The organism is Streptomyces exfoliatus, from assembly GCF_000725545.1.
GTDB classification, from domain to species: Bacteria; Actinomycetota; Actinomycetes; order Streptomycetales; family Streptomycetaceae; genus Streptomyces; species Streptomyces exfoliatus.
Map to the genome: position 1 here is coordinate 154,933 of NZ_JNZP01000018.1, position 25,289 is coordinate 180,221.

The 25,289-nt window shown below is 71.2% G+C and carries 25 protein-coding genes; 13 read left to right on the forward strand and 12 right to left on the reverse strand.

Features of this window, described 5'->3' with window-relative positions; genetic code table 11:
* Positions 1-292 precede the first annotated feature (292 nt).
* Positions 293-925, forward strand: coding sequence for a TetR/AcrR family transcriptional regulator (locus IO20_RS0122335; protein ID WP_030553599.1), 633 nt, complete (start codon positions 293-295; stop codon positions 923-925).
* 34 nt (positions 926-959) lie between these two features.
* Positions 960-1,370: a PPOX class F420-dependent oxidoreductase gene (locus IO20_RS0122340; protein ID WP_030553597.1), complete on the forward strand. Its 411-nt coding sequence runs from the start codon at positions 960-962 to the stop codon at positions 1,368-1,370.
* A gap of 78 nt (positions 1,371-1,448) precedes the next feature.
* Here the strand turns inward: IO20_RS0122340 and icmA are convergent, their stop codons facing one another.
* The 3 genes from icmA to IO20_RS0122355 all read right to left on the reverse strand — a co-directional run bounded on the left by icmA (position 1,449) and on the right by IO20_RS0122355 (position 4,106).
* Positions 1,449-3,149, reverse strand: a complete 1,701-nt coding sequence (icmA, locus tag IO20_RS0122345) for a coenzyme B12-dependent isobutyryl-CoA mutase large subunit (protein ID WP_030553595.1) — start codon at positions 3,147-3,149, stop codon at positions 1,449-1,451.
* Between the two features lie 71 nt (positions 3,150-3,220).
* Positions 3,221-3,553, reverse strand: coding sequence for a DUF3817 domain-containing protein (locus IO20_RS0122350; protein ID WP_030210502.1), 333 nt, complete (start codon positions 3,551-3,553; stop codon positions 3,221-3,223).
* A 43-nt stretch (positions 3,554-3,596) separates the two neighbouring features.
* Positions 3,597-4,106 carry a MarR family winged helix-turn-helix transcriptional regulator gene (locus IO20_RS0122355; protein WP_030553593.1) on the reverse strand — a complete coding sequence of 170 codons (510 nt, stop codon included), beginning with the start codon at positions 4,104-4,106 and terminating at the stop codon, positions 3,597-3,599.
* A 205-nt stretch (positions 4,107-4,311) separates the two neighbouring features.
* On the opposite strand from IO20_RS0122355, the gene IO20_RS0122360 reads away from it, so the two are divergent.
* Entirely contained in the window at positions 4,312-5,328 is a 1,017-nt protein-coding gene (locus IO20_RS0122360; RefSeq protein ID WP_030553591.1) for a glycoside hydrolase family 6 protein, read from the forward strand.
* Between the two features lie 11 nt (positions 5,329-5,339).
* On the opposite strand, the gene glxA is transcribed toward IO20_RS0122360, so the two are convergent.
* The 7 genes from glxA to IO20_RS0122395 form a co-directional block, all read right to left on the reverse strand.
* Complete coding sequence (glxA, locus tag IO20_RS0122365) at positions 5,340-7,301, reverse strand: radical copper oxidase GlxA (RefSeq protein WP_030553589.1); 1,962 nt, start codon at positions 7,299-7,301, stop codon at positions 5,340-5,342.
* A gap of 3 nt (positions 7,302-7,304) precedes the next feature.
* On the reverse strand, positions 7,305-9,119 hold the full coding sequence (locus IO20_RS0122370) for a glycosyltransferase family 2 protein (protein WP_030553587.1): 1,815 nt from the start codon (positions 9,117-9,119) through the stop codon (positions 7,305-7,307).
* A 90-nt stretch (positions 9,120-9,209) separates the two neighbouring features.
* A complete protein-coding gene (locus tag IO20_RS0122375) occupies positions 9,210-9,881 on the reverse strand; it encodes a TetR/AcrR family transcriptional regulator (RefSeq protein ID WP_051874645.1) in 672 nt (223 codons plus the stop codon).
* Positions 9,882-9,901: 20 nt separating this feature from the next.
* A complete protein-coding gene (locus tag IO20_RS0122380; protein WP_030553580.1) occupies positions 9,902-10,585 on the reverse strand; it encodes a DUF4166 domain-containing protein in 684 nt (227 codons plus the stop codon).
* Entirely contained in the window at positions 10,582-11,304 is a 723-nt protein-coding gene (locus tag IO20_RS0122385) for a hypothetical protein (RefSeq protein ID WP_030553579.1), read from the reverse strand. The genes IO20_RS0122380 and IO20_RS0122385 overlap by 4 nt, the downstream gene beginning before the upstream one ends.
* A gap of 168 nt (positions 11,305-11,472) precedes the next feature.
* Positions 11,473-11,766 (reverse strand): MTH1187 family thiamine-binding protein, encoded by a 294-nt coding sequence (locus IO20_RS0122390; protein ID WP_030553578.1) that lies wholly within the window; start codon positions 11,764-11,766, stop codon positions 11,473-11,475.
* On the reverse strand, positions 11,763-12,104 hold the full coding sequence (locus IO20_RS0122395; protein WP_030553576.1) for a DUF3817 domain-containing protein: 342 nt from the start codon (positions 12,102-12,104) through the stop codon (positions 11,763-11,765). The genes IO20_RS0122390 and IO20_RS0122395 overlap by 4 nt, the downstream gene beginning before the upstream one ends.
* A gap of 138 nt (positions 12,105-12,242) precedes the next feature.
* On the opposite strand from IO20_RS0122395, the gene IO20_RS0122400 reads away from it, so the two are divergent.
* The 4 genes from IO20_RS0122400 to IO20_RS0122415 all read left to right on the forward strand — a co-directional run bounded on the left by IO20_RS0122400 (position 12,243) and on the right by IO20_RS0122415 (position 14,873).
* The gene (locus IO20_RS0122400) at positions 12,243-12,875 is read left to right on the forward strand and encodes an AIM24 family protein (RefSeq protein ID WP_030553574.1); all 633 of its coding nucleotides are present in this window, start codon (positions 12,243-12,245) and stop codon (positions 12,873-12,875) included.
* On the forward strand, positions 12,875-13,525 hold the full coding sequence (locus IO20_RS0122405) for an AIM24 family protein (protein WP_030553572.1): 651 nt from the start codon (positions 12,875-12,877) through the stop codon (positions 13,523-13,525). The genes IO20_RS0122400 and IO20_RS0122405 overlap by 1 nt, the downstream gene beginning before the upstream one ends.
* On the forward strand, positions 13,522-14,307 hold the full coding sequence (locus IO20_RS0122410; RefSeq protein ID WP_030553570.1) for an AIM24 family protein: 786 nt from the start codon (positions 13,522-13,524) through the stop codon (positions 14,305-14,307). Before IO20_RS0122405 ends, IO20_RS0122410 begins: the two co-directional genes overlap by 4 nt.
* Positions 14,308-14,390: 83 nt before the next feature.
* On the forward strand, positions 14,391-14,873 hold the full coding sequence (locus tag IO20_RS0122415; RefSeq protein WP_030553568.1) for a MarR family winged helix-turn-helix transcriptional regulator: 483 nt from the start codon (positions 14,391-14,393) through the stop codon (positions 14,871-14,873).
* Positions 14,874-14,937: 64 nt separating this feature from the next.
* On the opposite strand, the gene meaB is transcribed toward IO20_RS0122415, so the two are convergent.
* Entirely contained in the window at positions 14,938-15,894 is a 957-nt protein-coding gene (gene meaB / locus IO20_RS0122420) for a methylmalonyl Co-A mutase-associated GTPase MeaB (protein WP_030553566.1), read from the reverse strand.
* A gap of 25 nt (positions 15,895-15,919) precedes the next feature.
* Positions 15,920-17,122 carry an acetyl-CoA C-acetyltransferase gene (locus IO20_RS0122425; protein ID WP_030553565.1) on the reverse strand — a complete coding sequence of 401 codons (1,203 nt, stop codon included), beginning with the start codon at positions 17,120-17,122 and terminating at the stop codon, positions 15,920-15,922.
* A 137-nt stretch (positions 17,123-17,259) separates the two neighbouring features.
* Here IO20_RS0122425 and mce point away from each other — a divergent pair, with 137 nt between their 5' ends.
* The 6 genes from mce (at position 17,260) to IO20_RS0122455 (ending at position 25,118) form a co-directional block, all read left to right on the forward strand.
* Complete coding sequence (gene mce / locus IO20_RS0122430; RefSeq protein ID WP_030210541.1) at positions 17,260-17,712, forward strand: methylmalonyl-CoA epimerase; 453 nt, start codon at positions 17,260-17,262, stop codon at positions 17,710-17,712.
* A 185-nt stretch (positions 17,713-17,897) separates the two neighbouring features.
* Positions 17,898-21,200, forward strand: coding sequence for a polarized growth protein Scy (scy, locus tag IO20_RS36795; RefSeq protein WP_281181671.1), 3,303 nt, complete (start codon positions 17,898-17,900; stop codon positions 21,198-21,200).
* A 142-nt stretch (positions 21,201-21,342) separates the two neighbouring features.
* Positions 21,343-22,197 (forward strand): hypothetical protein, encoded by an 855-nt coding sequence (locus IO20_RS42390; protein WP_281181670.1) that lies wholly within the window; start codon positions 21,343-21,345, stop codon positions 22,195-22,197.
* A 114-nt stretch (positions 22,198-22,311) separates the two neighbouring features.
* Positions 22,312-23,247 carry a coiled-coil domain-containing protein gene (locus tag IO20_RS0122445; RefSeq protein WP_030210548.1) on the forward strand — a complete coding sequence of 312 codons (936 nt, stop codon included), beginning with the start codon at positions 22,312-22,314 and terminating at the stop codon, positions 23,245-23,247.
* A gap of 84 nt (positions 23,248-23,331) precedes the next feature.
* Positions 23,332-24,336, forward strand: a complete 1,005-nt coding sequence (locus IO20_RS0122450; RefSeq protein ID WP_030553562.1) for an ABC transporter ATP-binding protein — start codon at positions 23,332-23,334, stop codon at positions 24,334-24,336.
* A gap of 2 nt (positions 24,337-24,338) precedes the next feature.
* Complete coding sequence (locus IO20_RS0122455; protein ID WP_030553560.1) at positions 24,339-25,118, forward strand: ABC transporter permease; 780 nt, start codon at positions 24,339-24,341, stop codon at positions 25,116-25,118.
* The last annotated feature ends 171 nt before the right edge of the window (positions 25,119-25,289 follow it).

Here is a 25,289-nt window from a genome sequence, read left to right on the forward strand (position 1 = left end):
ATCCTCCCCCTTCCGCGCGCGTAACCGGTAAGTCATGGCTGAACCGTGCCGTCCACACGTCTCCCGCCGGTGTGCGAGACATGGGGGCGACACGGTTCTTCGTCTTCGGTTCGCGCCGGGTCCCCACCCGGCGCCAGGTTGTCGCTCGGGCCGCTCAAAGCCTTTCGCTACGGGTCGTAGCGTAACTCTCCCGGGGGATCGGCGGGGAGAGCCGGGAGGTGATCCGCCCGGTGAACTGCCTCACATCACGCGCCTCTGGCGCCCTACCTACCGGCGGGTATGGTCGACGTTCATGTGTAGCCGCACCAACCCCCGCAGCAGCCGTACCGGGCGCCCCCGCTCCCCCGAGGCCGACACGGCCATCCTGAAGGCGACCCGCGCGGCCCTGGTCGAGCTGGGCTGGTCCAAGCTCACGATGGGGGACGTCGCCGGCCGCGCGGGGGTTGCGAAGACGACCCTGTACCGCCGCTGGGCCAACAAGAGCGAACTGGTCGTGGACGCCGTCGCCGTCCTCTTCGATGAACTCGAACTGCCCGACCTGGGTTCCCTCCAGGCCGACATCGAGCACGTCGTCCTGCAGTTCGCGGCCCTCCTCGAACGCCCCGAGACCAAGACCGCCCTGATGGCGGTGGTCGCCGAGTCGACCCGGGACGCGCCGCTGCGCGAGCGCATCCGCGCCTCGATCGTCGACCGCCAGAAGCGGCTCGTCCTGACGGGCCGGCGGCGGGCGCAGGAGCGCGGCGAACTCCCCGCGGACCGCGACCCGGACGCCGTGGACGCCACGGACGACCTGATCTTCGACGTCATCGCGGGCGCGGTCGTCCATCGCGCCCTGGTCAGCGCCGAGCCGGTCGACGAGGCGTGGGTGGCCCGCCTCTCGGCCCTCCTGGTGGGTGGCCTGGGAGCGGTGGCGGCCCTCGGCTGAGCGCCGTCGGCCGGGACCCCCTACCGTGACGGCCATGATCCTTCACCTCCCGGACGCCGTCCGCGCCCTGCTCGACGACGTCAACCCGGCCGTGCTGGCCACGATCCAGCCCGACGGCTCCCCGCAGACCTCGGTCGTGTGGGTCGGCCGCGACGGCGACGACGTGCTGATCTCCAGCCAGGAGGGCCGCCGCAAGATCAAGAACATCCGGGCCGACGCCCGGGTCAGCCTCACCGTCCACGACCGCGACGACCCGGACGTCTACGCGGAGATACGGGGTACGGCGACGGTCGCCGAGGACGCCGGCCGCGCGCTGGCCGTGGCGCTCGCGGAGAGCTACGAGGGCGAGGGCGCCGGCCAGGAGTACCTGGATCTGCCTCCGGAGAAGGTCCGGGTGGCCGTCCGGATCACCCCGACGAAGATCGTGGGCACGGCCACCAGGTAAGTCACCTCGCGGTCCGTCCGCATACGGCAGGGGCGGTACGGGAATCCCGTACCGCCCCTGCCGCGTCAGGTGTGCCGGTCAGAAGCCCGGGGGCTCCGTGTAGACGCCCCACTCGTCGCGCAGCGCGTCGCAGATCTCGCCGAGCGTGGCCTCGGCCCGTACGGCCTCCAGCATCGGGGCGATCATGTTCGAGCCGTCGCGGGCGGCCTTCAGCATCGCGTCGATCGAGGCGCGTACCTTGGCGTCGTCCCGGCGCTCCCTGCGCTCGCCGAGGGTCCGCACCTGGTCCCGCTCGACCTCGTGGCTGACCCGCAGGATCTCCAGGTCGCCGGTGACCGAGCCGTGGTGGACGTTGACGCCGACGACCCGCTTGTCGCCCTTCTCCAGGGACCGCTGGTACTGGAAGGCGGACTCGGCGATCTCGCCGGTGAACCAGCCGTCCTCGATGCCGCGCAGGATGCCGGAGGTGATGGGGCCGATCGGGTGCTGCCCGTCCGGGTGGGCGCGGCGGCCGCGCTCCTTGATCTGGTCGAAGATCTTCTCGGCGTCGGCCTCGATGCGGTCGGTGAGCTGCTCGACGTACCAGGAGCCGCCCAGCGGGTCGGCGACGTTGGCGACGCCGGTCTCCTCCATCAGCACCTGCTGGGTGCGCAGCGCGATCTCGGCGGCCTGCGCGCTGGGGAGCGCGAGGGTCTCGTCGAGGGCGTTGGTGTGGAGGGAGTTGGTGCCGCCGAGGACGGCGGAGAGGGCCTCGACGGCGGTCCGTACGACGTTGTTGTACGGCTGCTGGGCGGTGAGGGAGACGCCGGCGGTCTGGGTGTGGAAGCGGAGCCACTGCGCCTTGTCGGTCTTGGCGCCGTAGACCTCCTTCATCCAGCGCGCCCAGATGCGGCGGGCGGCGCGGAACTTGGCGATCTCCTCGAAGAAGTCGAGGTGGGCGTCGAAGAAGAAGGAGAGGCCGGGGGCGAAGACGTCCACGTCGAGGCCGCGGCTGAGGCCGAGCTCGACGTAGCCGAAGCCGTCGGCGAGGGTGTACGCGAGCTCCTGCGCGGCCGTCGCCCCGGCCTCGCGGATGTGGTAGCCGGAGACGGAGAGCGGCTTGTACGCGGGGATGCCCTGCGCGCAGTGCTCCATGAGGTCGCCGATCAGACGCAGATGGGGCTCGGGCTCGAAGAGCCACTCCTTCTGCGCGATGTACTCCTTGAAGATGTCGGTCTGGAGCGTGCCGTTGAGCAGGGCCGGGTCGACGCCCTGGCGCTCGGCGGCGACCAGGTACATGCAGAAGACCGGGACGGCGGGCCCGGAGATCGTCATGGAGGTCGTGACGTCGCCGAGCGGGATGTCCTTGAAGAGGACCTCCATGTCGGCGGCGGAGTCGATGGCGACGCCGCAGTGGCCGACCTCGCCGAGGGAGCGGGGGTCGTCGGAGTCGCGGCCCATGAGGGTCGGCATGTCGAAGGCGACGGAGAGGCCGCCGCCGCCCGCCTCCAGGATCATCTTGTAGCGCTCGTTGGTCTGCTCGGCGTTGCCGAAGCCGGCGAACTGGCGGATGGTCCAGGTCCGGCCCCGGTAGCCGGTGGCGTGGAGTCCCCGGGTGAAGGGGTACTCGCCGGGCCAGCCGATGCGCTCGAACCCCTCGTAGGTGTCGCCGGGCCGGGGCCCGTAGACGGGCTCGACGTCGTCACCGGAGAGCGTGGTGAAGTCGGCGTCCCGCTTGCGGGCCTTGTCGTAACGGGCCTGCCAGCGTCGGCGGCCTTCCTCGATCGCGTCAGCGTCCATGCTTCGAATTTACTAGGACGTCCTAGTAAATGTCGATGGCAAACCCCCGCACATCAGTGCGGGGGTTCGGGTCAGGCCTTGGCCGGCTGCGGCTGCGCGCCGCTGACCAGCGGAAGCGTCTCGGCGACGATCTTGCGCTCGACGAAGAACGCGGCGAAGGGAATCGTCCCGGACAGCAGCACCCAGAGCAGCTTGCCGAACGGCCAGCGCGCCTTGGAGCCCAGGTCGAAGGCGAAGACGAGGTAGATGATGTAGAGAACGCCGTGGGCCTGGGAGACCGCGAAGGTCACGTCCTCGCCCATGTCGAACCCGTACTTGAAGACCATGCACGTGCAGAGCACGAGGAGCATGACGGCGGTGATGTACGCCATGACGCGGTAGCGGGTCAGCACGCTGGATTTCATGCCGTCGAGCGTAACCGCACGATCCGGGCGATCTTCGCGCGGGTCAGGACTCCTCGAAATCGTGCGCCGCGACCCGCAGCGGCCGCAGCATCGCGAAGATCTCGGCGCACTCCTCCGCGTCGTACGCCCCGAGCCCGAACTCCATCTCCATCAGGTCGCGGGTCGCGGCCTCGACCACCTCGCGGCCCTTCTCCGTGATGGTGGCGAGGGTGCCGCGGCCGTCGTTGGGGTTGGGGCGCTTGGCCACCAGGCCTGACTTCACGAGCCGGTCCACCGTGTTCGTCACCGAGGTGGGGTGGACCATCAGCCGCTCGCCGATCTTCGACATCGGCAGCTCGCCCGCCTTCGAGAAGGTGAGCAGCACCAGGGCCTCGTACCGCGCGAAGGTCAGCCCGTACGGCTTGACGACGGCGTCGACCTCCGCGAGGAGGATCTGGTGGGCGCGCATGATCGAGGTGATCGCGGCCATCGAGGGGACCGGGCCCCAGCGCTTCTGCCAGAGTTCGTCGGCTCGGGCGATGGGGTCGAAGGGGAGACTGAGCGGCTTCGGCACCCGTCGACCTTACCGACTGGCCACATGCCGGTCAGCCCCGTCTCGCCTTTCGGTCGGCCCGCCGGCGCGAGTGCGACCGGCGGGTGCCGTGCGCCCGGGATCGCGGTGTCGCAGCCCGGCACGGACCTGCCCTCATGCCACGATGGCCCGGAATGCTGCATAAGACACGGTTTCGTACCGTCCCGTACCCGACCCTGGGGGCCGGATGTCCCGCCGCACCGTCACCGCCGTCGCCCTGACCCTGCTCTCCGCGCTGCTCCTGACCGGCTGCGGCGAGGACGCGCCCCCGAAGGGTCCCGTCGGCCCGCCGTCCTCGCGCGGTGAGACCGTGGCCCCGGCGAGCGGCTCGCCGTTCTGGGTCGACCCGGAGAGCGACGCGGCGAAGCAGGTCCGCCAGTACGAGGCACAGGGCAGGACCGAGGACGCCCAGGTCCTGAAGCGGATCGCGGACCGGCCGGTGGCGGACTGGCCGGCCGGGGACGATCCCGTACCCGACGTCACGCGGGCGGTGCGCGGCGCGGCGGCGGAGAACCGTACGGCCGTCTTCGTCGCGTACAACATCCCGCACCGCGACTGCGGGATGTACTCGGCGGGCGGCTCGCACGACGCCCAGGCCTACCGGAACTGGATCGACTCCTTCGCGACCGCGCTCGGGGAGACCTCGGCGATCGTCGTCCTGGAGCCGGACGCGGTACCGCACATCGTGGACGGCTGCACCCCCGCGCAGTACCACGACGAGCGGTACGAGCTGCTCGCCGGGGCGATCGAGCGGCTCAAGCGGCAGCCGCGCACCCGGGTCTATCTGGACGCGGGCAATCCGGCCTGGATCGACGATCCGGGCAAGCTGGTGGAGCCGCTGCGCCGGGCGGGTGTCGCCCGGGCGGACGGCTTCTCGCTGAACGTGTCCAACTTCCAGACGAACGAATCGGTGCGGAGCTTCGGCGCGACGCTCTCCGGACTGCTCGGCGGCACCCACTTCACGGTCGACACCAGCCGCAACGGCGACGGCCCCCTCCCGGGTGACCGGGCGGAGGCCTGGTGCAATCCGCCGGGCCGGGCCCTCGGCGTACCGCCGACGGACCGGACCGGGGACGAGCTGGTCGACGCGTATCTGTGGATCAAGCGGCCGGGCGAGTCGGACGGCCAGTGCAGGGGCGGCCCGGCGGCCGGGACCTGGTGGCCGGACTACGCCCTGGGCCTGGCGCGCAGGGCGGAGTCCTAGCCGCCGTCCGGTCAGTTCACCTGGATCCACTTCGCCTCGGACGGGATGCCCTTGTCGTCGGTGACGAAGAGCATGTACCAGCCGGGCGGGACGAGGGTCCGGTCCTGCGGTACGTCGACGGTGACGGTCATCCCGTCGCGGCTCTTCGTCAGGCCGAGCGCCACCGAGCGCTGTTCGACGTCCGTGGTGTGGGTGACGGCGCTGGGCCGCATCAGCCGGGCCTTCACGATCCGGCCGGCGTCCTTGGTCTTGAAGGTGGCGCGGCCGTTCTGGTCGAGTTCCCGTGAGCCCTCGCCGAGGACGGGCCGGTCGTCGCCCGCCTTGTGGAGGTAGGGCGGGGTGAAGACCTCGATGCGCTGCTCGAAGGTGCCGAGCCGGGTGTTGTCCTTGTCGTCGAAGAGCGGGTCGGAGCCGAAGGTGGCGACCCGGCCGTCGGGCAGCAGCAGCGCCTCGGAGTGGTAGTTGCGGCCGACGGTGGGTTCGGCGGCCTCGGCGAAGGCGTTGGCCTTCGGGTCGTAGAACTGCGCCTTGAGGATGTCGCTGCCGCTGCGGCCCCGGTAGTCCTCGGAGCCGCCGGTCGTGAAGACGGTGTCGTCGGGCAGCAGGACGCTGCTGAGGTAGCGGGTGCCCTGCGGGAGCGCCGGGCCGTCGGTGAAGACGGGGCTCTCCTTGGAGAGGTCGATGATGGAGGTGCGGGCGGTGGACTTGGACGACTCGCCGACGCCGCCGCCGCCGAGGACCATGACCTTCTGGTTCTGGACGGGCGGCAGCAGCAGGGAGGCGGAGGTCTCCAGCTGGTCGGGGTCGGTGAGCCCGCCGAGCTTGGTGAAGGAGTTCTTCTTCAGGTCCCACAGGCCCGGTTCGCGGCCCTTCTCGGCGGGCCCGTAGCCGGCGTTGGAGCCGCTGTAGAGGAGCTTGCCGCCCTTGGTGAGGAAGAGGGAGGGGTAGGTGGGGAAGTAGCGGAAGGGGCCCTTGGACCACTTCTTGGTCTCGGGGTCGTAGATCTCGTTGTCGCCGGGGACGACGTCGCCGACGTCGTTGAGCCCGGAGACGGCGAGGACCTTGCCATCCTCCAGGGTGACGAGGGTGGGGTACCAGCGGGCGTCCTTCATGGGGGCGACCGGGATGTACTTCTCGGCCTTCGGGTCGAACTCGTAGGCGCTCTTGATGCCCTGGAAGTCCTGCTTCTCGGTGGTGAGCTTCTGCGCGAGGCCGTAGACGTCGTCGGCCGCGTCGCCCTTGAGGCCGACGACCTCGTACTGGGCGGCCTCGGTGGTGAGGGCCTGCGGGCCCTCCTTGCGGGCCTCGACGAAGACGCGTACCTCGGCGGCGGTGACCTTCGTCTTCCACGGCTTCATCTGGCCGCTCTTGAAGTACGAGATCTCGAACTCGCGCTTGGCCTTGGGGACGGTCACGTCGAACTTGGAGACGTACTCGACGCCGGAAGGGGAGCGGAAGACGGTGCCCTTCTTGAGGGTGACCGCCTTGTCGGGGCTCTCGTTCTTGACCCGCATGCCGCCGCCGGCCTTCTTGACCTCGCCGTTGAGGATCTCGTACCGGGCGGTGCCGCCGGCGACGAGCAGCCGGCCGTCGGGCAGCTGGGTGTGGCCGGCGCAGAAGAAGTCCTCGGGGGTGGGGATCTTCTTGAAGGTGTTCTTCACCGGGTCCCACAGGACGGTCGTGAAGGTGCCGGCGTCGAAGTTCTTCTGGCTGTTGCCGGAGCCGGCGATGAGCAGCACCTTGCCGGTGTGCAGGAGAGCCGCGTGGATGGCGTTGACGCTGTACGGGGAGGGGACGTTCACCGGCGCCCAGGAGCCGAAGGCCCGCTTGTAGGCGGGCTGGGCGATCTTGTACGCGTGGTACTTCTCCTCGGCGAAGGAGACCGCGGCGGGGGCGTTGAGCGCGGCGAGGACGAGGACCGCGCCGCTGCCGAGCAGCGTCTTCTTGAACTTCTTCGACGGCCGGTAGGCCATGGTTCAGTTCCCTCCGGTGGTCGTGGGGGCGGGCGCGGGCGCGGCGGGCGGGAGCGCGGCGGGAAGGACACCGACCCCTTCGCGGGCGTCGGCGAGGCCGCGCTTGCGGGCGCGGTCCCTGGCCCGGTCGCGGAGCCGCTGCAGGCGGCGGGCCCGTACCGTCGTCCAGGCCCAGAGGGAGATCGGGGCGAGGGCGATGACGAGCGCGAGGGCGGCCCAGGTGCGCATGGCGGCGTGGGTGTGGCCGAAGTGCACGGAGGCGGCGAGGGAGGCGATGAGGATCACGGCCCAGTAGAGGTGGATGCGGAAGGTGAGGACGCGGTCGGGGCTGGCCTCGCCGCCCTTGGGGGTGACGACGAAGCGGCCGCGGGTCCGCAGGACGGCCGAGCCGAGGGACTTCAGGTAGATGGGCGCGGAGATCGCGGACATCGCCATGCCGGCCAGGCCGCCGGAGCCCTCGGGTTCGTGGGGCGAGACGTTGTGCCGCCGGTTCCAGAGGTAGAGGCCGATCTGGAGGGCGACGGCGTCGCTGTAGATCATCAGCCACACGGAGGTGGCGACCTGGGTGCCGGAGGCGCCGAGCCACAGGTAGAGGACGCCGCTGAGGATGCCGAGCAGCCAGTTGATCGCCGTCATCGGGTAGTAGACGAGCATCAGGGTGTAGTTGAGGAAGCGGCCCGGAGGGGTGCGGAAGGGCGCCTTCCAGTACTGCTTGACGATCGTCTCGTACGTGCCCCGGGACCAGCGCAGCTGCTGGGTGAAGAAGTCCGTCCAGGAGGCGGGGCCCTCGCCGACCGCGAGGACGTCCGGGGTGTAGACGGAGCGCCAGTAACGGCCGGTCCGCGGGTTCTTCCTGCGGTGCAGTTCGAAGCCGGTGGCCATGTCCTCGGTGATGGAGTCGCACAGGCCGCCGATCTGCTTGAGGGCGGAGATCCGGACGACGTTGTTCGTGCCGACGAACATGGGCGCGTGGTAGCGGTTGCCGGCCCGCTGGATGAGCGCGTGGAAGAGGAACTGCTGGGACTCGGCGGCCTTGGTGACGATGTTGGTGTAGTTGCCGTACACCTGCGGTCCGACGACGAAGGCGATGTCGGGGTCGCGGAAGTAGCCGAGCATCCGCTCCAGGAAGTTCGGGAGCGGGATGTGGTCGGTGTCCACGGAGGCGAAGTAGTCGTAGTCGTCGCCGTGCATGGCGAGCCAGGCGTTGTAGTTGCCGTGCTTGGTCTTCGCCTTGTGCACGCCCTTCTTCCGGTTCCACTCGGGGACCCCGGCGCGGGTGAAGTGGCGCACCCCGAGTTCGGCACAGAGCGCCTTGGCCTCGTCGGCGTCGCCCTCGTCGAGGAGCCAGACGTCGAGCGTGCCGTCGTGGCGCAGCCGGGTGGCGCCTTCGAGGGTGCCGCGGACCATGGAGAGCGGTTCCTTGCCCGGGACGTACGTGGTGAGGAAGGCGACGCGGGTGCCCTTCTCGGCGTACACGGGTATCGGGTCGCGGGCGACCATGGTGGCGTGGGCGATCGACGTGACGTTCACCAGCATGAAGAGGCAGATGAGTCCGATCGACACGAGCATCACGGTGTCGAGGTGGACGAGCCAGCGTTCGTCGCCCTCGCGGACGGTCCAGTGGCTGGGCCAGACGAGATAGGCGAGGAGCAGCGCCGAGAGGACCGGCGCGAGGCTCATCAGGAGGACGGCTCGTATTCGGTGCGGCTCCTTCGAGAGCAGACTTCGGTACTGCACCGTGTAGGCGGCCGGGTCCGGCTCCGTGAGCGGACCGGCGAGTCGGCTGTAGGTGTCGTAGTCGTAGCCTCCCGGCCGCACGGTGCCTCCAGCTGTCGTCGAACGGGTCGATACCCCAACAAAAGGGGACATCGTTCGGCGTGTCGACTGGAGTAGTCCGAGTGAGCGGTTTTACCGGGCGCGGCCGCTCTGCCGCCGCAGTGTGTACGTGACGGCCTTTCGGGCGACCGGGTTCAGCTCCTCGACGGCCGTCATCAGAGCCCCGAGCTGCTCGAGGGCCGCGAAGGCCGCCTCCGCGCCGGCGGGGTCGACGCCCTCGTACAGTTCGAGGCCGACGAACGAGGCGGCGACCGCGCGGGCCAGCCCGGCGGGGTCGGTGAACTCGGCGAGCGGGGTCCCCGCGAGGACCCGGACGAGCACCTGCTCGATCTCGGCGATCCACAGGTCGAGCCCGGCGGCGGTGGCCGGCACGAGCCGGGGGTGCGCCCGCGCCCCGGCGAGCAGCTGCCCGAGGAAGTCGACGTGGCCGGCCTCGCGCTCCTCGGCGTGCAGCGCGCGCCCGAAGGCGAGCAGCTCGGTGAGGCTCCCGACGGAGCGGAGCCGCTCGCGGTGCCGGGCGACCCGCTGCTCGGCGCCGTGGCGGCAGGCGGCGGCGAGCAGCTCGTCGACGGACCCGAAGTGGTAGAAGACGAGGGCCTGGTTCACCCCGGCGGTGGTCGCGATGGCGCGCGCGGAGGCCTTGGCGATGCCCTGCTCGACGAGGGTGCGCAGGGCCCCTTCGAGCAGCTTCTCCCGGGTCTCCCGGGTGCGGGCGTCCTGCGCCGCGCCCTTGCGGCTCTTCACGTCGCCGCCCGCGTTCCCGCTCACACCCGTACCTCCTCGCGCACCGGGCGCAGCCCTGCGCGCACCCCCCGGGATCGTAGGTCCATGTACTCGGCGGCAAACGATCCCTCGTACCCGAAGACGGGTCCGAAGTACCTGTTGTCCACCCGGACATTGATCCGGAAGCGGCCGGTGCGCTCGTCGAAGGACTCGCGGACCTCGGCGCGGCCCCCGAGGAGTTCGGGGACGCGCACGTCCAACGGCCCCTCGCGGAAGCGGTGTTCGCCGGAGGTGATGAGGAGCGAGCCGTCGTCTTCGGCGGACAGGTGGAGATCGCTGGCGAGGTGCTGGTGGGTGCCGAGGTAGTCGAGGACGCAGTTCCGCTCCGGGCTGTGGACCATGGTCGCGTCGAAGCGCCGGGGCCCGCCGGGCAGCGCGAAGGTCCGGACGAAGGTGACGGTCTCCCGCCCGTACGAGTCGGTGTACGGCACGTTCTCGATGACGAAGGGGACGTCCCGGCCGGTACGCGGCAGCAGGATGTTCCGCAGCCCGCCGACGGCGAGGAACGGCTTCACGAACGCCCGGCCGTGCCAGACGCGGTCCATGACGCCCCGCCCGACGCACAGCTCGCCGCTCGCGAGCCCCACCGAGAAGCGCCGCTGGAGCTCCGGGTGCAGCCGCCCGAAGGCGTCGTCGCCCATGGCGGTGCGGAAGATCGAGGTCACGGCTGCTCCAGGGTGGCGAGGAGCCGGGGCTCCCGGGTGCGGGCGGGCGGGACGCGCAGACAGCGCCGGGCCGCGGGGGTCCGCGACGACGGCGGTACGAGGACGGCGGCGCCGAGCCCGAGGACGGTGAGCGGCAGGGCGGCGAGCGACAGCCCGCCCAGCGGCAGGGAGGCGACGGCCCAGGGCACGACCACGAGCAGCAGCCGGGCGGCGGCTTCGAGGAGCCAGCGGTCGCGGGAGCGCTCCGGGGTGACGCCCTGTTCGCACCAGAGCCGCAGCCGGTCGAAGGACCAGGCGGTGGCCCAGCCCATCAGGGGCCGGAAGAGGAGCCGGTCGGCGGCGCGGCCGAAGCGCCCCCAGCGCGGCCGGTAGTCGTAACCGGTGAGGAAGCGGATGCCGTCGGGGGTGGGGACGTACCGCCAGTAGCCGCTGCCCTCGGCGAGGAGCGAGAGCGGATGGCCGGAGAAGAAGCGGAGGGCGGAGACCCGGTCGCCGCCGGCCCGGTGGCGCTCCCCCGCGGAGACACCGGTGCCGGCGACGGTCAGGAAGGGCAGGACGCGGGTCGCGTACCGGAAGCGCCGGGGCTCGCCCTCGGCGCCCGGCAGGTAGGCGATCTCGGTGAACCGCAGGTCCCACCGCTGGTGGAGGTCGGGTTCCTGGCTGCGTTCCCAGAGCGTCTCCAGGTCCGTGCGGACGGTCGTCTCGATGTAGAGACCCATGGACGTCCCCCACTCATCCAGGGCTTTTGAGCGAGTGCTCAAAACTGCCCCGCCGCTGAAGGTAGCCGATTTTGAGCAGTCGCTCAACCACCTGACGACGGCCCGGACGACGAGAAGCCCCCGGCCCTTGATCAGGACCGGGGGCTTCTCGTACGAAGGGGGGTGGCGTCAGGCGCCGAGGTGGCGCTCCACCGTCTCGACCTTCGAGGTCAGACCGTCCGTCACACCCGGGCGGATGTCGGCCTTGAGGACCAGGGAGACGCGGGGCGCCCGCGCCTCCACGGCGGCGACGGCGCGCTTCACGACGTCCATGACCTCGTCCCACTCGCCCTCGATGGAGGTGAACATCGCGTCGGTGCGGTTCGGGAGGCCGGACTCGCGGACGACCCGGACGGCGTCGGCGACGTACTCGCCGACCTCCTCCCCCACGCCCAGCGGTGTGACCGAGAACGCGACGATCACGCCTTCACGCCCTCGGCGCGGGCGCGGGAGGCGATGACCGCGTCGGCGGCCTCGCGCTTCAGCTTCCGCTCGGCGTAGAAGCCGCCGAAGGGCAGCACCGAGAGGACGAAGTAGAGCGCGGCGGTGCCGAAGCTCCACTTGGTGCGGTTCCAGGCGTCCAGCCAGAAGAGGACGTACAGGATGAACAGCACGCCGTGGACCGCGCCCATGACCGGCACCGCGTTGAAGTCCGTCGTCCGCTTGAGCACCGAGCAGACCAGCAGGAGCAGGAAGGAGACGGCCTCCGGCGCGGAGACGAGCCGGAGCCGGTGGAGGGAGGAAGCGGTCTTGATGTCCACGGAGGGGGTCACCTTCGTTCGATCGAGCGACGGGCTCTGTGACGGGATCTTGTGAACGGATGCACAAGGGCCTGCCCATTGTGCACGGCGACTTTGCTGTCTCTTTATCCGGGTCCCCAGTACCTTCTACCGGTGGCAATGTTCCGGCTCCAAGGCAGCAAAGTGCTCGCCGTCTCCCTGACAGGCGACGCCGTCAAGGCGAAGAACGGCTCGATGGTCGCCTACGACGGCCAGATGGCGTTCAAGAAGATGAGCGGCGGCGGTGAGGGCCTGCGCGGCATGGTCACCCGCCGGCTCACCGGCGAGCAGATGGAGGTGATGGAGGTGCGCGGCCAGGGGACCTGCTGGTTCGCCGACCGGGCCTCCGAGATCAACCTCGTTTCCCTGCACGGCGACAAGCTCTGGGTCGAGGCGAGCAACCTGCTCTGCACCGACGCGGGCCTGCGCACCGGCACGACCTTCACCGGCATGCGCGGCGGCGCCACCGGCAACGGCCTGTTCACGACCACGGTCGAGGGCACGGGCCAGGCGGCGATCATGTCCGACGGCCCGGCGGTCGTGCTGCGGGTGACCCCGCAGTACCCGCTCCAGGTCGACCCCGGCGCGTACATCGCCCACCAGGGCAACCTCCAGCAGCACTTCCAGTCGGGTGTGACCTTCCGCACCCTCATGGGCGAGGGCGGCGGCGAGGCCTTCCAGATCCGCTTCGAGGGAGACGGCCTGGTGTACGTCCAGCCCAGCGAGCGGAACACGATCGGGGGCGACGTCTGATGCCGTTCCGCGAGATCAACTCGAAGATGGTCGAGGCGACCGTCATCCCCGGGCAGCGGATGTTCAGCCAGCGCGGCGCGATGCTGGCGTACCGCGGCGACGTCACATTCACGCCGAACATGGCGGGCGGTCAGGGCGGCCTGATGTCGATGATCGGCCGCCGGGTGGCCGGCGAGGCGACTCCCCTGATGACCGTCGAGGGCAACGGCACGGTGATGTTCGGGCACGGCGGCCACCACATCCAGGTGATCGGCCTGACGGGCGACACCCTGTACGTGGAGGCCGACCGGCTGCTCGCCTTCGACGGCACCCTGGAGCAGGGCACGATGTTCATGGGCTCGCAGGGCGGGGTCATGGGCATGGTCCGCGGCCAGGTGACCGGGCAGGGCCTCTTCACCACGACCCTGAAGGGCCACGGCGCGGTGGCCGTCATGGCGCACGGCGGGGTCATCGAACTGCCGATCACCCCGGGCCGCCCGGTGCACGTCGACCCGCAGGCGTACGTGGCCCACCACGGCGACGTGCGGAACAAGCTCTCCACCGCGCTCGGCTGGCGCGACATGGTGGGGCGCGGCTCGGGCGAGGCGTTCCAGCTGGAGCTGAGCGGCAGCGGAGCGGTGTACGTCCAGGCCTCGGAGGAGAAGCTGTGAGCACCCCGGTGATCCACGACCCGACGACCCTTCCGTCGGACGACAACGTGAACCCGTACACCTTCTGCGTGGAGCTGAAGGGCTCCCAGTGGTTCCTGCAGAAGGGCAAGATGATCGCCTACTACGGGCGGATCGAGTTCAACGGCATCGGGCACGGGCGGCTCGACCGCCTGGTCCGTACGTCCTTCCACTCGCCGCTGCACGCGAGCGACTGGGTCGTCGCGGAGGGCAGCGGGAAGATGCTGCTCGCGGACCGGGCGTTCGACGTGAACTCGTTCGACCTGGACCAGGGGAACCTGACGATCCGCTCGGGCAACCTCCTCGCCTACGAGCCGACCCTCGCGCTGAAGCAGTCGATCGTGCCGGGCTTCGTGACGCTGATCGGCACCGGCAAGTTCGTGGCCGCGTCGAACGGACCCGTGGTCTTCATGGAGCCGCCGATGCGGGTGGACCCGCAGGCGCTGGTCGGCTGGGCGGACTGCCCGTCCCCCTGCCACCATTACGACCACGGCTACATGACGGGCGTGATGGGCGGCGTACGGGCCCTGACGGGCATCGGCGGCACCTCGGGCGAGGAGCACCAGTTCGAGTTCGTGGGCGCGGGCACGGTCCTGCTCCAGTCGACGGAGCTGATGATGGCGGACCGCGCGATCGGCGGCCCGCCGGCCCAGGCGGGCGTCCCGGGCGGTCATGGATCGCACGGTTCAGGCCAGGCGGTCCAGGGCTCGGCACCGCGCCTTCCCGGCCAGCTGGGAGACCTTCAGCGTCGCTTCGGTCTGTGAGCGGTAGTCTGCGGAGGGTGACGCCTTCGAACGCGCGCTCCCAGACTTCGTCAAGTATTCAACTTCTTAGGTAGAATCCATATATGGAGACCGAGACCGAGACCGCCACCCCGTGGCTCACCGATGGCGAGCAGTGCGCCTGGCGCACCTTCCTGGACGTACAGAGAATGCTGACGTACCAGCTGGAGAGGGACCTCCAGCCGTTCGGTCTGACGATGAACGACTACGAGATCCTCGTGAACCTCTCGGAGTCGGCGGAGCGGCGGCTGCGCATGAGCGACCTGGCCGCGGCCACCCTCCAGTCGAAGAGCCGGCTCTCCCACCAGATCACCCGCATGGAGAACGCCGGGCTCGTCCGGCGCGAGAACTGCGAGTCCGACCGGCGCGGGCTGTACGCCGTCCTCACCGACGACGGCATGGAGACCATGCGCAAGGTCGCCCCGCACCACGTCGAGTCGGTGCGCAGGCACTTCATCGACCAGATCGGCGCGGAGGCCCTCGGAGACCTCCACGAGTCCCTGAAGCCGGTCGCGGAGCAGCTCCGCGGACGGCGCGGGAAGCCGTGACCTGACAGAGAACGGACGAAAGGGCCTCCCCGGCGCACTCCGGGGAGGCCCTTTTCCGTACCGATCAGTTTCCGGTCAGGCTCGCGACCAGTTCGTCCGAGGCCGCGTACGGGTCGAGGTCGCCGGCCACGATCCGCTCCGCGAGCGCGTCCAGGCGCCGGTCGCCGTGCAGGTCCCCGATCTTCTCGCGCAGGGCCGTGACCGCGATGGTCTCGACCTCGCGCGCGGCACGGGAGCGGCGGCGCTCCGCCAGGACCCCGTGCTCCTCCATCCACGCGCGGTGCTTCTCCAGGGCCTCCACGACCTCGTCGATGCCCTCGCCGCGCGCCGCGACCGTCTTGACGATCGGCGGCCGCCAGTCGCCGGGACCGCGCGCCTCGCCCAGGCCCAGCATGTGGTTGAGCTCTCGGGCGGTGGCGTCCGCGCCGTCCCGGTCGGCCTTGTTCACCACGTACACGTCGCCGATCTCCAGGATGCCCGCCTTCGCGGCCTGGATCCCGTCGCCCATGCCCGGCGCGAGGAGGACCACCGAGGTGTCGGCCTGGGAGGCGATCTCGACCTCCGACTGCCCGACGCCGACGGTCTCCACGAGGATCACCTCGCAGCCGGCCGCGTCCAGGACGCGGATGGCCTGCGGGGCGGACCAGGCGAGGCCGCCCAGATGGCCGCGGGTCGCCATGGAGCGGATGTAGACGCCCGGGTCGGAGGCGTGCTCCGACATCCGGACCCGGTCGCCGAGGAGCGCTCCCCCGCTGAACGGCGAGGACGGGTCGACGGCCAGGACGCCGACCCGCTTGCCCGCCCGCCGGTAGGCGGAGACGAGGGCGGACGTCGACGTCGACTTGCCGACGCCGGGCGAGCCCGTCAGGCCGACCACGTACGCGCCGCCGGTGAGCGGCGCGAGGGCCGCCATCACCTCGCGCAGCTGGGGGGACGCCCCCTCCACGAGCGAGATCAGCCGGGCCACGGCCCGTGGCCTGCCCTCCCGTGCCTGGGCGACGAGTTCGGGGACGTCCACCATCTGCGCTGCTCCTCGGTTGGGTGACTTACTTGCCGGCGACGCGGATGATCAGCGCGTCGCCCTGACCGCCGCCTCCGCAGAGGGCCGCGGCGCCGATGCCGCCGCCGCGCCGCTTGAGCTCCAGGGCCAGGTGGAGCACCACGCGGGCGCCGGACATGCCGATCGGGTGGCCGAGGGCGATGGCGCCGCCGTTGACGTTCACCTTCTCGGGGGTAACGCCGAGGTCCTTCATTGACTGGACGGCGACCGCGGCGAAGGCCTCGTTGATCTCGATCAGGTCGAGGTCGTCGACCGTCAGGCCGTCCTTCTTCAGGGCGTGCTGGATCGCGTTGGACGGCTGCGACTGGAGCGAGTTGTCCGGTCCCGCCACGTTGCCGTGGGCGCCGATCTCGGCGATCCACTCGAGGCCCAGCTCCTCGGCCTTGGCCTTGCTCATGACGACGACGGCGGCGGCGCCGTCGGAGATCTGCGAGGAGGTGCCGGCGGTGATCGTGCCGTCCTTGGCGAAGGCGGGACGGAGCTTGCCGAGGGACTCGGCGGTGGTCTCCGCGCGGATGCCCTCGTCCTTGGAGAAGACGACCGGCTCGCCCTTGCGCTGCGGGATCTCGACCGGGGTGATCTCGGCCTCGAAGATGCCGTTCTTCTGGGCCGCGGCGGCGCGCTGGTGCGAGAGGGCGGCGATCTCGTCCTGCTCCGGGCGCTGGATGCCCAGGCGGGTGTTGTGCTTCTCGGTCGACTCGCCCATGGCGATGTTCTCGAAGGCGTCGGTGAGGCCGTCGTACGCCATCGCGTCGAGCATCTCGATCGCGCCGTACTTGTAGCCCTCGCGGGACTTCGGGAGCAGGTGCGGGGCGTTGGTCATCGACTCCTGGCCGCCGGCCACGACGATGTCGAACTCGCCGGCACGGATCAGCTGGTCGGCCAGCGCGATGGCGTCCAGACCCGACAGACACACCTTGTTGATGGTCAGCGCGGGGACGTTCATGGGGATGCCGGCCTTGACGGCGGCCTGGCGGGCGGGGATCTGGCCGGCACCCGCCTGGAGCACCTGGCCCATGATCACGTACTGGACCTGACGGCCGTCGATGCCGGCCCGGTCGAGGGCCGCCTTGATGGCGAAGCCGCCGAGGTCCGCGCCCGAGAAGGACTTGAGCGAACCGAGCAGGCGACCCATGGGCGTGCGGGCGCCCGCGACGATCACTGAGGTGGTACCGGTCGTTCCAGACATGAGGCACGGCCCCTAGGGATGAGAAGTGAACGAGGGTTTACCGCCAATGTACTGAGGGGCGCCGCGCGCGGTCACCGGTCGGCCGGTGTGACGGCGCGCACGTTGCGTAACCACCCTCCCGGCGCTGCACTGGAGGCATGCTGACGCGAATCGACCACATCGGGATCGCCTGTTTCGACCTGGACAAGACTGTCGAGTTCTACCGTGCGACGTACGGGTTCGAGGTCTTCCACTCCGAGGTCAACGAGGAGCAGGGCGTCCGCGAGGCCATGCTCAAGATCAACGACACCTCGGACGGCGGGGCCTCCTACCTCCAGCTCCTGGAGCCGACCCGGGAGGACTCGGCGGTGGGCAAGTGGCTCGCCAAGAACGGCGAGGGCGTGCACCACATCGCCTTCGGGACGGCGGACGTCGACGGGGACGCCGAGGCCATCCGCGGCAAGGGTGTCCGGGTCCTCTACGACCAGCCCCGGATCGGCTCGATGGGCTCCCGGATCACCTTCCTGCACCCCAAGGACTGCCACGGAGTGCTCACCGAACTGGTCACCTCGGCCGAGCCGTCCGCTGACCACTCCTCAGCGGAGCACTGACCTCCGGATTCCCGGCCCGGTAGAGTGGGCGACTCCGGGCCGGGGCCGGTCGGGGCCGCTCCGTGCGGCACCGAAGTCGGGATGTCGGGGTCGTCCGATCTGTCACGATCCCCCGGGGGTCCGTCCTCGGCCGTGAGGGCGGTGCTCGTTGGAGTGTTGCGACCAGGGGACGGATGGACCGCGCAGTGCGGGGCTACGAACGCCAGGAGAGCCACCGAGCTGAAGACGACCATCTCGCCAGGTTCGAAGCCGAGATGGACCGGCTGAAGACCGAGCGCGAGAAGGCCGTCCAGCACGCCGAGGACCTCGGATACCAGGTCGAGGTCTTGCGCGCCAAGCTCCACGAGGCGCGCCGCACCATCGCGTCCCGGCCCGCGTACGACAGCGCGGACATCGGCTACCAGGCCGAGCAGCTGCTGCGGAACGCCCAGGCGCAGGCCGAGCAGCTGCGCCAGGACGCCGAGCGCGAGCTGCGCGAGGCCCGCGCCCAGACCCAGCGCATCCTCCAGGAGCACGCCGAGCACCAGGCCCGGCTCCAGGCCGAGCTGCACAACGAGGCCGTCCAGCGGCGCCAGCAGCTGGACCAGGAGCTCAACGAGCGCCGCCAGACCGTCGAGGCGCACGTCAACGAGAACGTCGCCTGGGCCGAGCAGCTCCGCGCCCGTACGGAGTCCCAGGCCCGCCGCCTGATGGAGGAGTCCCGCGCGGAGGCCGAGCAGTCGCTCGCCGCCGCCCGCGCCGAGGCCGGCCGCCTCGCCGAGGAGACCAGCCGTCGGGTCGGCGCCGAGGCCGAAGCGGCCCGCGCCGAGGCCGAAGCGATTCTGCTGCGTGCCCGCAAGGACGCCGAGCGCCTCCTGAGCGCCGCCTCCAGCCAGGCGCAGGAGGCCACCAGCCACGCCGAGCAGCTCCGCTCGACCACCACCGCGGAGACCGACCAGGCCCGCCGCCAGGCCACCGAGCTGTCCCGCGCCGCCGAGCAGCGCATGCAGGAGGCCGAGGAGAAGCTCCGGCTCGCCCGCGCCGAGGCCGAGAAGGCCCTCTCCGAGGCCAAGGACGCCGCCGCCCGCCAGCTCGCCTCCGCCGAGGCGGTCAACGAGCAGCGCACCCGCACCGCCAAGACCGAGATCGCCCGGCTCGTCGGCGAGGCCACCAAGGACGCCGAAGCACTCAAGGCCGAGGCCGAGGAGAAGCTCCGCGAGGCGACCGCCCACGCGGAGAAGCTCGTCACCGAGGCCTCCGAGAAGGCCCGTACCGCCGCCGCGGAGGACTCCGCCGCCGCGCTCGCCAAGGCCGCGCGCAACGCCGAGGAGATCCTCACCAAGGCGTCGGAGGACGCCCGCGAGACCACCCGCAAGGCCTCGGAGGAGGCCGAGCGGGTCCGCCGCGAGGCCGAGACCGAGGCCGACCGGCTCCGCGCCCAGGCCGAGGAGCAGGCCGACGAACTGCTCGGCTCCGCCAAGGACGACACCAAGGAGTACCGCGCCAAGACCGTCGAACTCCAGGAGGAGGCACGGCGGCTGCGCGGCGAGGCCGAGCAGCTGCGCGCCGAGGCCATCGACGAGGGCGAGCGGATCCGCGGCGAGGCCCGCCGCGAGGCCGTCCAGCAGATCGAGGAGGCGGCGAAGACCGCCGAGGAGCTCCTGACCAAGGCGCGTACCGACGCCGACGGGCTGCGCACCAAGGCCGGCGCCGAGAGCGAGCGGGTCAAGTCGGAGGCGATGGAGCGCGCCCAGACGCTCCGCACGCAGGCCGAGGAGACCCTTGAGCGCACCCGCGCCGAGGCCGAGCGGCTGCGCGCCGAGGCCGAGGAGCAGGCCGAGTCGGTCAGGGACGCGGCCGAGAAGGCCGCCGCCGCGCTGCGCGCGGACGCCGAGCGGGCCGCGGAGGCGCGCCGCGCGGAGGCCGCAGAGGAGCTGACCCGGCTGCACACCGACGCCGAGGCGAAGGTGGCGGCGGCCGGCGAGGAGCTCACCGACGCGCGGGCCGAGGGCGAGCGGATGCGGCGCGAGGCCGCCGAGGAGACGGAGCGGCTGCGGACCGAGGCCGCGGAGCGCATCCGTACCCTCCAGGAGCAGGCGGAGCAGGAGGCCGAGCGGCTGCGCGCCGAGGCCGCGTCGGACGCTTCCACCACCCGTACGGAGGCGGAGACCGCGGCGGTACGGCTCCGCAAGGAGGCCGCCGACGAGGCCGAGCGTCTCCGGTCGGAGGCCCAGGAGACCGCCGACCGGATGCGGGCCGAGGCCGCCGCGGCCGCCGAGCGGGTGGCCGCCGAGGCCGCCGAAGCGCTCGCCGCCGCGCAGGAGGAGGCCGTCCGGCGCCGCCGGGAGGCCGAGGAGACCCTCGAGTCGGCCCGTTCCGAGGCCGGCCGGGAACGCGAGCACGCCCGCGAGCAGTCCGAGGAACTCCTCGCCGCCGCCCGCAAGCGGGTCGAGGACGCGCAGGTCGAGGCGCAGCGCCTGGTCGAGGAGGCGGACGCGCGGGCGACCGAGGTGGTCACCGCCGCCTCGCGAGCCGCCCAGGAGGTACGGGACTCGGTGGCGGGCCTGCGGGAGCAGGCCGAGGAGGAGATCGCCGGGCTGCGCAGCGCCGCCGAGCACGCGGCCGAGCGGACGCGTACCGAGGCGCAGGAGGAGGCGGACCGGGTCCGCGCCGACGCCCACGAGGAGCGGGAGCGGGCCACCGAGGACGCCGGCCGGGTCAGGGCGCGCGCCCACGAGGAGACGGAGGCCGCGAAGGCGCTGGCCGAGCGGACCGTCACGGACGCGATCGCCGAGGCGGAGAAGCTGCGGTCGGACACCGCGGAGTACGCCCAGCGGGTACGGACGGAGGCGACGGACTCCCTCGCCTCCGCCGAGCAGGACGCGGCGCGGACCCGGGCGGACGCCCGGGACGACGCGAACCGGATCCGTTCGGAGGCCGCGGAGCGCGCCGAGTCGCTGGTCGGCGAGGCGCGTGCGGAGGCGGAGCGGATCGCCGCCGAGGCGGAGCAGGTCCTGGACGAGGCCCGCAAGGCCGCCGACAAGCGGCGCAGCGACGCCGCCGAACAGGCCGACGCGCTCCTCGCGCAGGCGACGAGCGAGGCCGAGCGGCTCACCGCCGAGGCGGTCGAGCTCATGGACACCGCCGAGCAGGACGCCCAGCGGCTGCGTGCCGAGGCCGAACAGGTCAAGGCCGACGGGGAGGCGCACGCTGAGGCGCTGCGGGCCGCGGCACTCGCCGACGGCGAGCAGGTCCTCGACGAGGCCCGCAAGGCCGCCGACAAGCGGCGCTCCGACGCCGCCGAACAGGCCGACGCGCCCAGCGCCTCCGTGCCGAGGCCGAACAGGTCAAGATCGACGGAGAGGCGCACGCCCAGGCCCTGCGGGCCGCGGCACTCGCCGACGGCGAGCAGGTCCTCGACGAGGCCCGCAAGGCCGCCGACAAGCGGCGCTCCGACGCCGCCGAACAGGCCGACGCGCGAACGCCGAGGCCGAGCGCGTCACCCGTGAGGCCGGCGAGCTCGCCGACGCCGTCACGGCGGACGCGCGCGCCGAGGCCGAGTCGACCGTCGGATCCGCGCGGCAGGACGCCGAGCGGATCCGTACCGAGTCGGAGCGGCTGCGGGCCGACGCGGAGGCGGCGGCCGAGCGGATGCGGTCGGAGGCCCGCGAGGAGGCGGACCGCACGCTCGACGAGGCGCGCGAGGCCGGCGCCCGGAAGCGTTCCGACGCGGCCGAGCAGGCGGACCAGCTCATCGCCAAGGCCCAGGAGGAGGCGCTGCGCGCCACCACCGAGGCCGAGACGCAGGCGGACACGATGGTCGGCGCGGCCCGCAAGGAGGCCGAGCGGATCGTCGCCGAGGCGACCGTCGAGGGCAACTCACTGGTCGAGAAGGCCCGTACGGACGCGGACGAGCTCCTCGTCGGGGCGCGCGGTGACGCGACGGCCATACGGGACAGGGCCGAGGAGCTGCGCAGCCGGGTCGAGGGCGAGATCGAGGAGCTGCACGAGCGGGCGCGCCGCGAGAGCGCCGAGCAGATGCGGACGGCGGGCGAACGGGTCGACAACCTCGTGAAGGCCGCGACGGAGCAGCGCGCCGAGGCCGAGGAGAAGGCCAAGGAGCTGGTCTCCGAGGCGAGTTCGGAGGCGAGCAAGGTCCGTATCGCCGCGGTCCGCAAGGCGGAGGCGCTCCTCAAGGAGGCCTCGCAGAAGAAGGCCTCGCTCATCGCGGAGGCCGAGGAGATCAAGGCGGAGGCCGAACGCATCAGGGCCGAGGCGCAGGCGGAGGCCGAGCGGACGGTCGAGGAGGGGCAGCGGGAGCTGGAGGTGCTGGTGCGGCGACGCAAGGACATCAATGCGGAGATCTCCCGTGTCCAGGACGTCCTGGAGGCGTTGGAGTCTTTCGAGACGCCTTCCGCCGGGACGAAGTCGGCCGGGGCGGTGGGAGCCAAGGCGGGCGCGTCGGCGGGCTCCACTCGTTCGGGTGGCAAGCCCCAGGACGGCTAGCCACTCAAAAGGCTGGACATTCTCCAGATCAAACGGGCATACGCTCGATGACACGCCGCTTCGGCCCCTAGGATTCCCTCTAACACCTCACCGGTCTCATTCGACAGGAAACCCATGAGCGACACATCCTCCCCCTTCGGCTTCGAGCTCGTGCGGCGCGGTTACGACCGCGGTCAGGTGGACGACCGCATTACCAAGCTCGTGTCCGACCGTGACAGTGCTCTGTCCCGCATCACCTCTCTGGAGAAGCGCATCGAGGAACTCCACCTCGAGACGCAGAACGCCCAGGCGCAGGTCACCGACGCCGAGCCGTCGTACGCGGGACTCGGCGCCCGGGTCGAGAAGATCCTGCGGCTCGCCGAGGAGGAGGCGAAGGACCTGCGCGAGGAGGCCCGTCGCGCCGCCGAGCAGCACCGCGAGCTGGCCGAGTCGGCCGCCCAGCAGGTGCGCAACGACGCGGAGTCCTTCGCGGCCGAGCGCAAGTCGAAGGCCGAGGACGAGGGCGTCCGGATCGTCGAGAAGGCGCAGGGCGAGGCCAACACGCTGCGCGCCGAGGCGCAGAAGGACGCGCAGTCGAAGCGTGAGGAGGCGGACGCCCTCTTCGAGGAGACCCGCGCCAAGGCCGCCCAGGCCGCCGCGGACTTCGAGACCAACCTGGCGAAGCGCCGCGAGCAGTCGGAGCGGGACCTGGCCTCGCGTCAGGCGAAGGCCGAGAAGCGCCTCGCGGAGATCGAGCACCGCGCCGAGCAGCTCCGCCTGGAGGCCGAGAAGCTGCGGACGGACGCGGAGCGCCGGGCCCGTCAGACGGTGGAGACCGCGCAGCGCCAGGCCGAGGACATCGTGGCCGACGCGAACGCCAAGGCCGACCGGATCCGTTCGGAGTCGGAGCGCGAGCTCGCGGCCCTGACGAACCGCCGCGACTCGATCAACGCCCAGCTGACCAACGTCCGCGAGATGCTGGCGACTCTGACCGGTGCCGCGGTGGCGGCGGCCGGCTCCCCGATCGACGACGAGCGCCCGGCGGGCGTTCCTGCCCAGCAGACCCGCTGACACTCCCGACGGCTCCGCAGCGTCGCCCGAAGCCCCCCGTCACTCCGGTGGCGGGGGGTTTTGCGCGCCCTTAGGTTGGTACGCATGATCGAGCTTGAGGGCCTGACCAAGCGGTACGGGCCGAAGACGGCGGTCGACGACCTCTCTTTCCAGGTGCGTCCCGGCGTGATCACCGGCTTCCTCGGGCCGAACGGGGCGGGCAAGTCGACGACCATGCGGATGATGCTCGACCTGGACAACCCCACGAGCGGGACGGTCCGGATCGACGGCCGGCACTACCGGGACCTGGACGAGCCGCTGAAGTACATCGGGGCGCTCCTCGACGCCAAGGCGATGCACGGCGGCCGGTCGGCGTACAACAACCTGCTGTGCCTCGCGCAGTCCAACCGCATCCCGGAGCGCCGGGTGGGCGAGGTGCTGGACCTGGTGGGTCTGACGCCGGTGGCGCGGAAGAAGTCGAAGGGTTTCTCCCTCGGCATGGGGCAGCGGCTCGGGATCGCGTCCGCGCTGCTCGGCGATCCCGAGATCCTGATGTTCGACGAACCCGTCAACGGACTTGATCCAGAGGGAATTCACTGGATCCGCAATCTCATGAAGGCGTTGGCGGCCGAGGGCAGAACGATCTTCGTTTCCAGCCATCTGATGAGTGAAATGGCGCTGACGGCAGATCATCTGATCGTGATCGGGCAGGGAAAACTGCTGGCCGACACGTCGATGGCGGATTTCATCCAGCAGAATTCCCGCAGTTATGTGAGGCTCCGTTCACCGCAGCAGGAACGGCTCAGGGACCTGCTGCACGCCAACGGGTTCATCGCGGTCGAGGCCGGCAACGGCACCCTCGAGGTGGACGGGGTGGCGATCGAGAAGCTGGGCGAACTGGCGGCGGAGCACGGCCTCGTACTGCACGAGCTGAGCTCCCAGCGCGCCTCGCTCGAAGAGGCGTTCATGCAGATGACGGCCGCTGCGGTGGAGTACCACGCGCACGGCACGGACGTGCACGGCGCCGGGCCGGCACCCGGCCCCCGGTGGGGCACGCCCTCCGGCCCGCCCTCCCCTCCGGCCTCCGACCCGACCTCCCAGGGAGCCTGACGATGGCAGCGGCATCCGCGGTCCTGCAGTCCGAGTGGACCAAGATCCGGACGGTGTCGTCGACCGTCTGGACGCTGGCGAGCGCCCTCCTCGTCACGGTGGCGATGAGCGCGGCGCTGTGCGCCCTGATGAGTTCCACCTTCGACGACCTGAGCGACCTGGAACGGGCCACCTTCGACCCGACCCTGATCAGCTTCTCCGGGATGATCCTCGGGCAGCTGGCGATGGTGGTCTTCGGTGTCCTGGTGGTGGGGACCGAGTACTCCTCCGGCATGATCCGCACCTCGCTCGCCGCCGTGCCGCAGCGCGCGACCTTCCTCTTCTCCAAGATCGCGGTGGCGGGCGCCCTCGCGCTGGTGGTGGGTCTGGCGACGAGCTTCCTCTCCTTCTTCCTCGGGCAGGCGCTGCTCGGCGAGCACCGGACCTCGATCGGCGCGGACAACGTGCTGCGGGCGGTGATCGGCGGCGGCCTCTACATGGGCCTGATCGCGCTGTTCTCCATGGGCGTGGCGGCGATGCTGCGCTCGTCGATGCTGTCGCTCGGCATCCTGGTGCCGTTCTTCTTCCTGGTCTCGCAGATCCTGTCGGCGGTGCCGAAGGCGAAGGAGGTCGCCGCCTACTTCCCCGACCAGGCCGGGGCGAAGATCATGCAGGTCGTGCCGAACGCGATGAACTCGGAGGAGGCTCCGTACGGCCCCTGGGGCGGGCTCGGGATCATGCTGATCTGGGTGGCTGCCGCGCTGATCGGCGGCTACCTGGTGCTGAAGAAGCGGGACGCCTGACCCGCGGAGGAAGCGGGACGCCTGACCTGTGGAAGAAGCGGGACGCCTGACCTGTGGAAGAAGGGAGACGCCGGACCCGTGGAAGAAGCGGGACGTCGGACCCCGTAGGGGATGACCAGGGATTCTCCCGGAGGTTTCCCTCCGCTTCGCCGGAACCGTCAATGGCTGGAT

Coding starts and splice junctions, on each gene's coding strand:
- IO20_RS0122335 (WP_030553599.1), top strand. CDS start 293: ATGTGTAGCCGCACCAACCCCCGCAGCAGCCGTACCGGGCGCCCCCGC.
- IO20_RS0122340 (WP_030553597.1), top strand. CDS start 960: ATGATCCTTCACCTCCCGGACGCCGTCCGCGCCCTGCTCGACGACGTC.
- icmA (WP_030553595.1), bottom strand. CDS start 3,149: ATGGACGCTGACGCGATCGAGGAAGGCCGCCGACGCTGGCAGGCCCGT.
- IO20_RS0122350 (WP_030210502.1), bottom strand. CDS start 3,553: ATGAAATCCAGCGTGCTGACCCGCTACCGCGTCATGGCGTACATCACC.
- IO20_RS0122360 (WP_030553591.1), top strand. CDS start 4,312: ATGTCCCGCCGCACCGTCACCGCCGTCGCCCTGACCCTGCTCTCCGCG.
- glxA (WP_030553589.1), bottom strand. CDS start 7,301: ATGGCCTACCGGCCGTCGAAGAAGTTCAAGAAGACGCTGCTCGGCAGC.
- IO20_RS0122385 (WP_030553579.1), bottom strand. CDS start 11,304: ATGGGTCTCTACATCGAGACGACCGTCCGCACGGACCTGGAGACGCTC.
- IO20_RS0122400 (WP_030553574.1), top strand. CDS start 12,243: ATGTTCCGGCTCCAAGGCAGCAAAGTGCTCGCCGTCTCCCTGACAGGC.
- IO20_RS0122405 (WP_030553572.1), top strand. CDS start 12,875: ATGCCGTTCCGCGAGATCAACTCGAAGATGGTCGAGGCGACCGTCATC.
- IO20_RS0122415 (WP_030553568.1), top strand. CDS start 14,391: ATGGAGACCGAGACCGAGACCGCCACCCCGTGGCTCACCGATGGCGAG.
- meaB (WP_030553566.1), bottom strand. CDS start 15,894: ATGGTGGACGTCCCCGAACTCGTCGCCCAGGCACGGGAGGGCAGGCCA.
- IO20_RS0122425 (WP_030553565.1), bottom strand. CDS start 17,122: ATGTCTGGAACGACCGGTACCACCTCAGTGATCGTCGCGGGCGCCCGC.
- mce (WP_030210541.1), top strand. CDS start 17,260: ATGCTGACGCGAATCGACCACATCGGGATCGCCTGTTTCGACCTGGAC.
- IO20_RS42390 (WP_281181670.1), top strand. CDS start 21,343: ATGCGGTCGGAGGCCCGCGAGGAGGCGGACCGCACGCTCGACGAGGCG.
- IO20_RS0122445 (WP_030210548.1), top strand. CDS start 22,312: ATGAGCGACACATCCTCCCCCTTCGGCTTCGAGCTCGTGCGGCGCGGT.
- IO20_RS0122450 (WP_030553562.1), top strand. CDS start 23,332: ATGATCGAGCTTGAGGGCCTGACCAAGCGGTACGGGCCGAAGACGGCG.
- IO20_RS0122455 (WP_030553560.1), top strand. CDS start 24,339: ATGGCAGCGGCATCCGCGGTCCTGCAGTCCGAGTGGACCAAGATCCGG.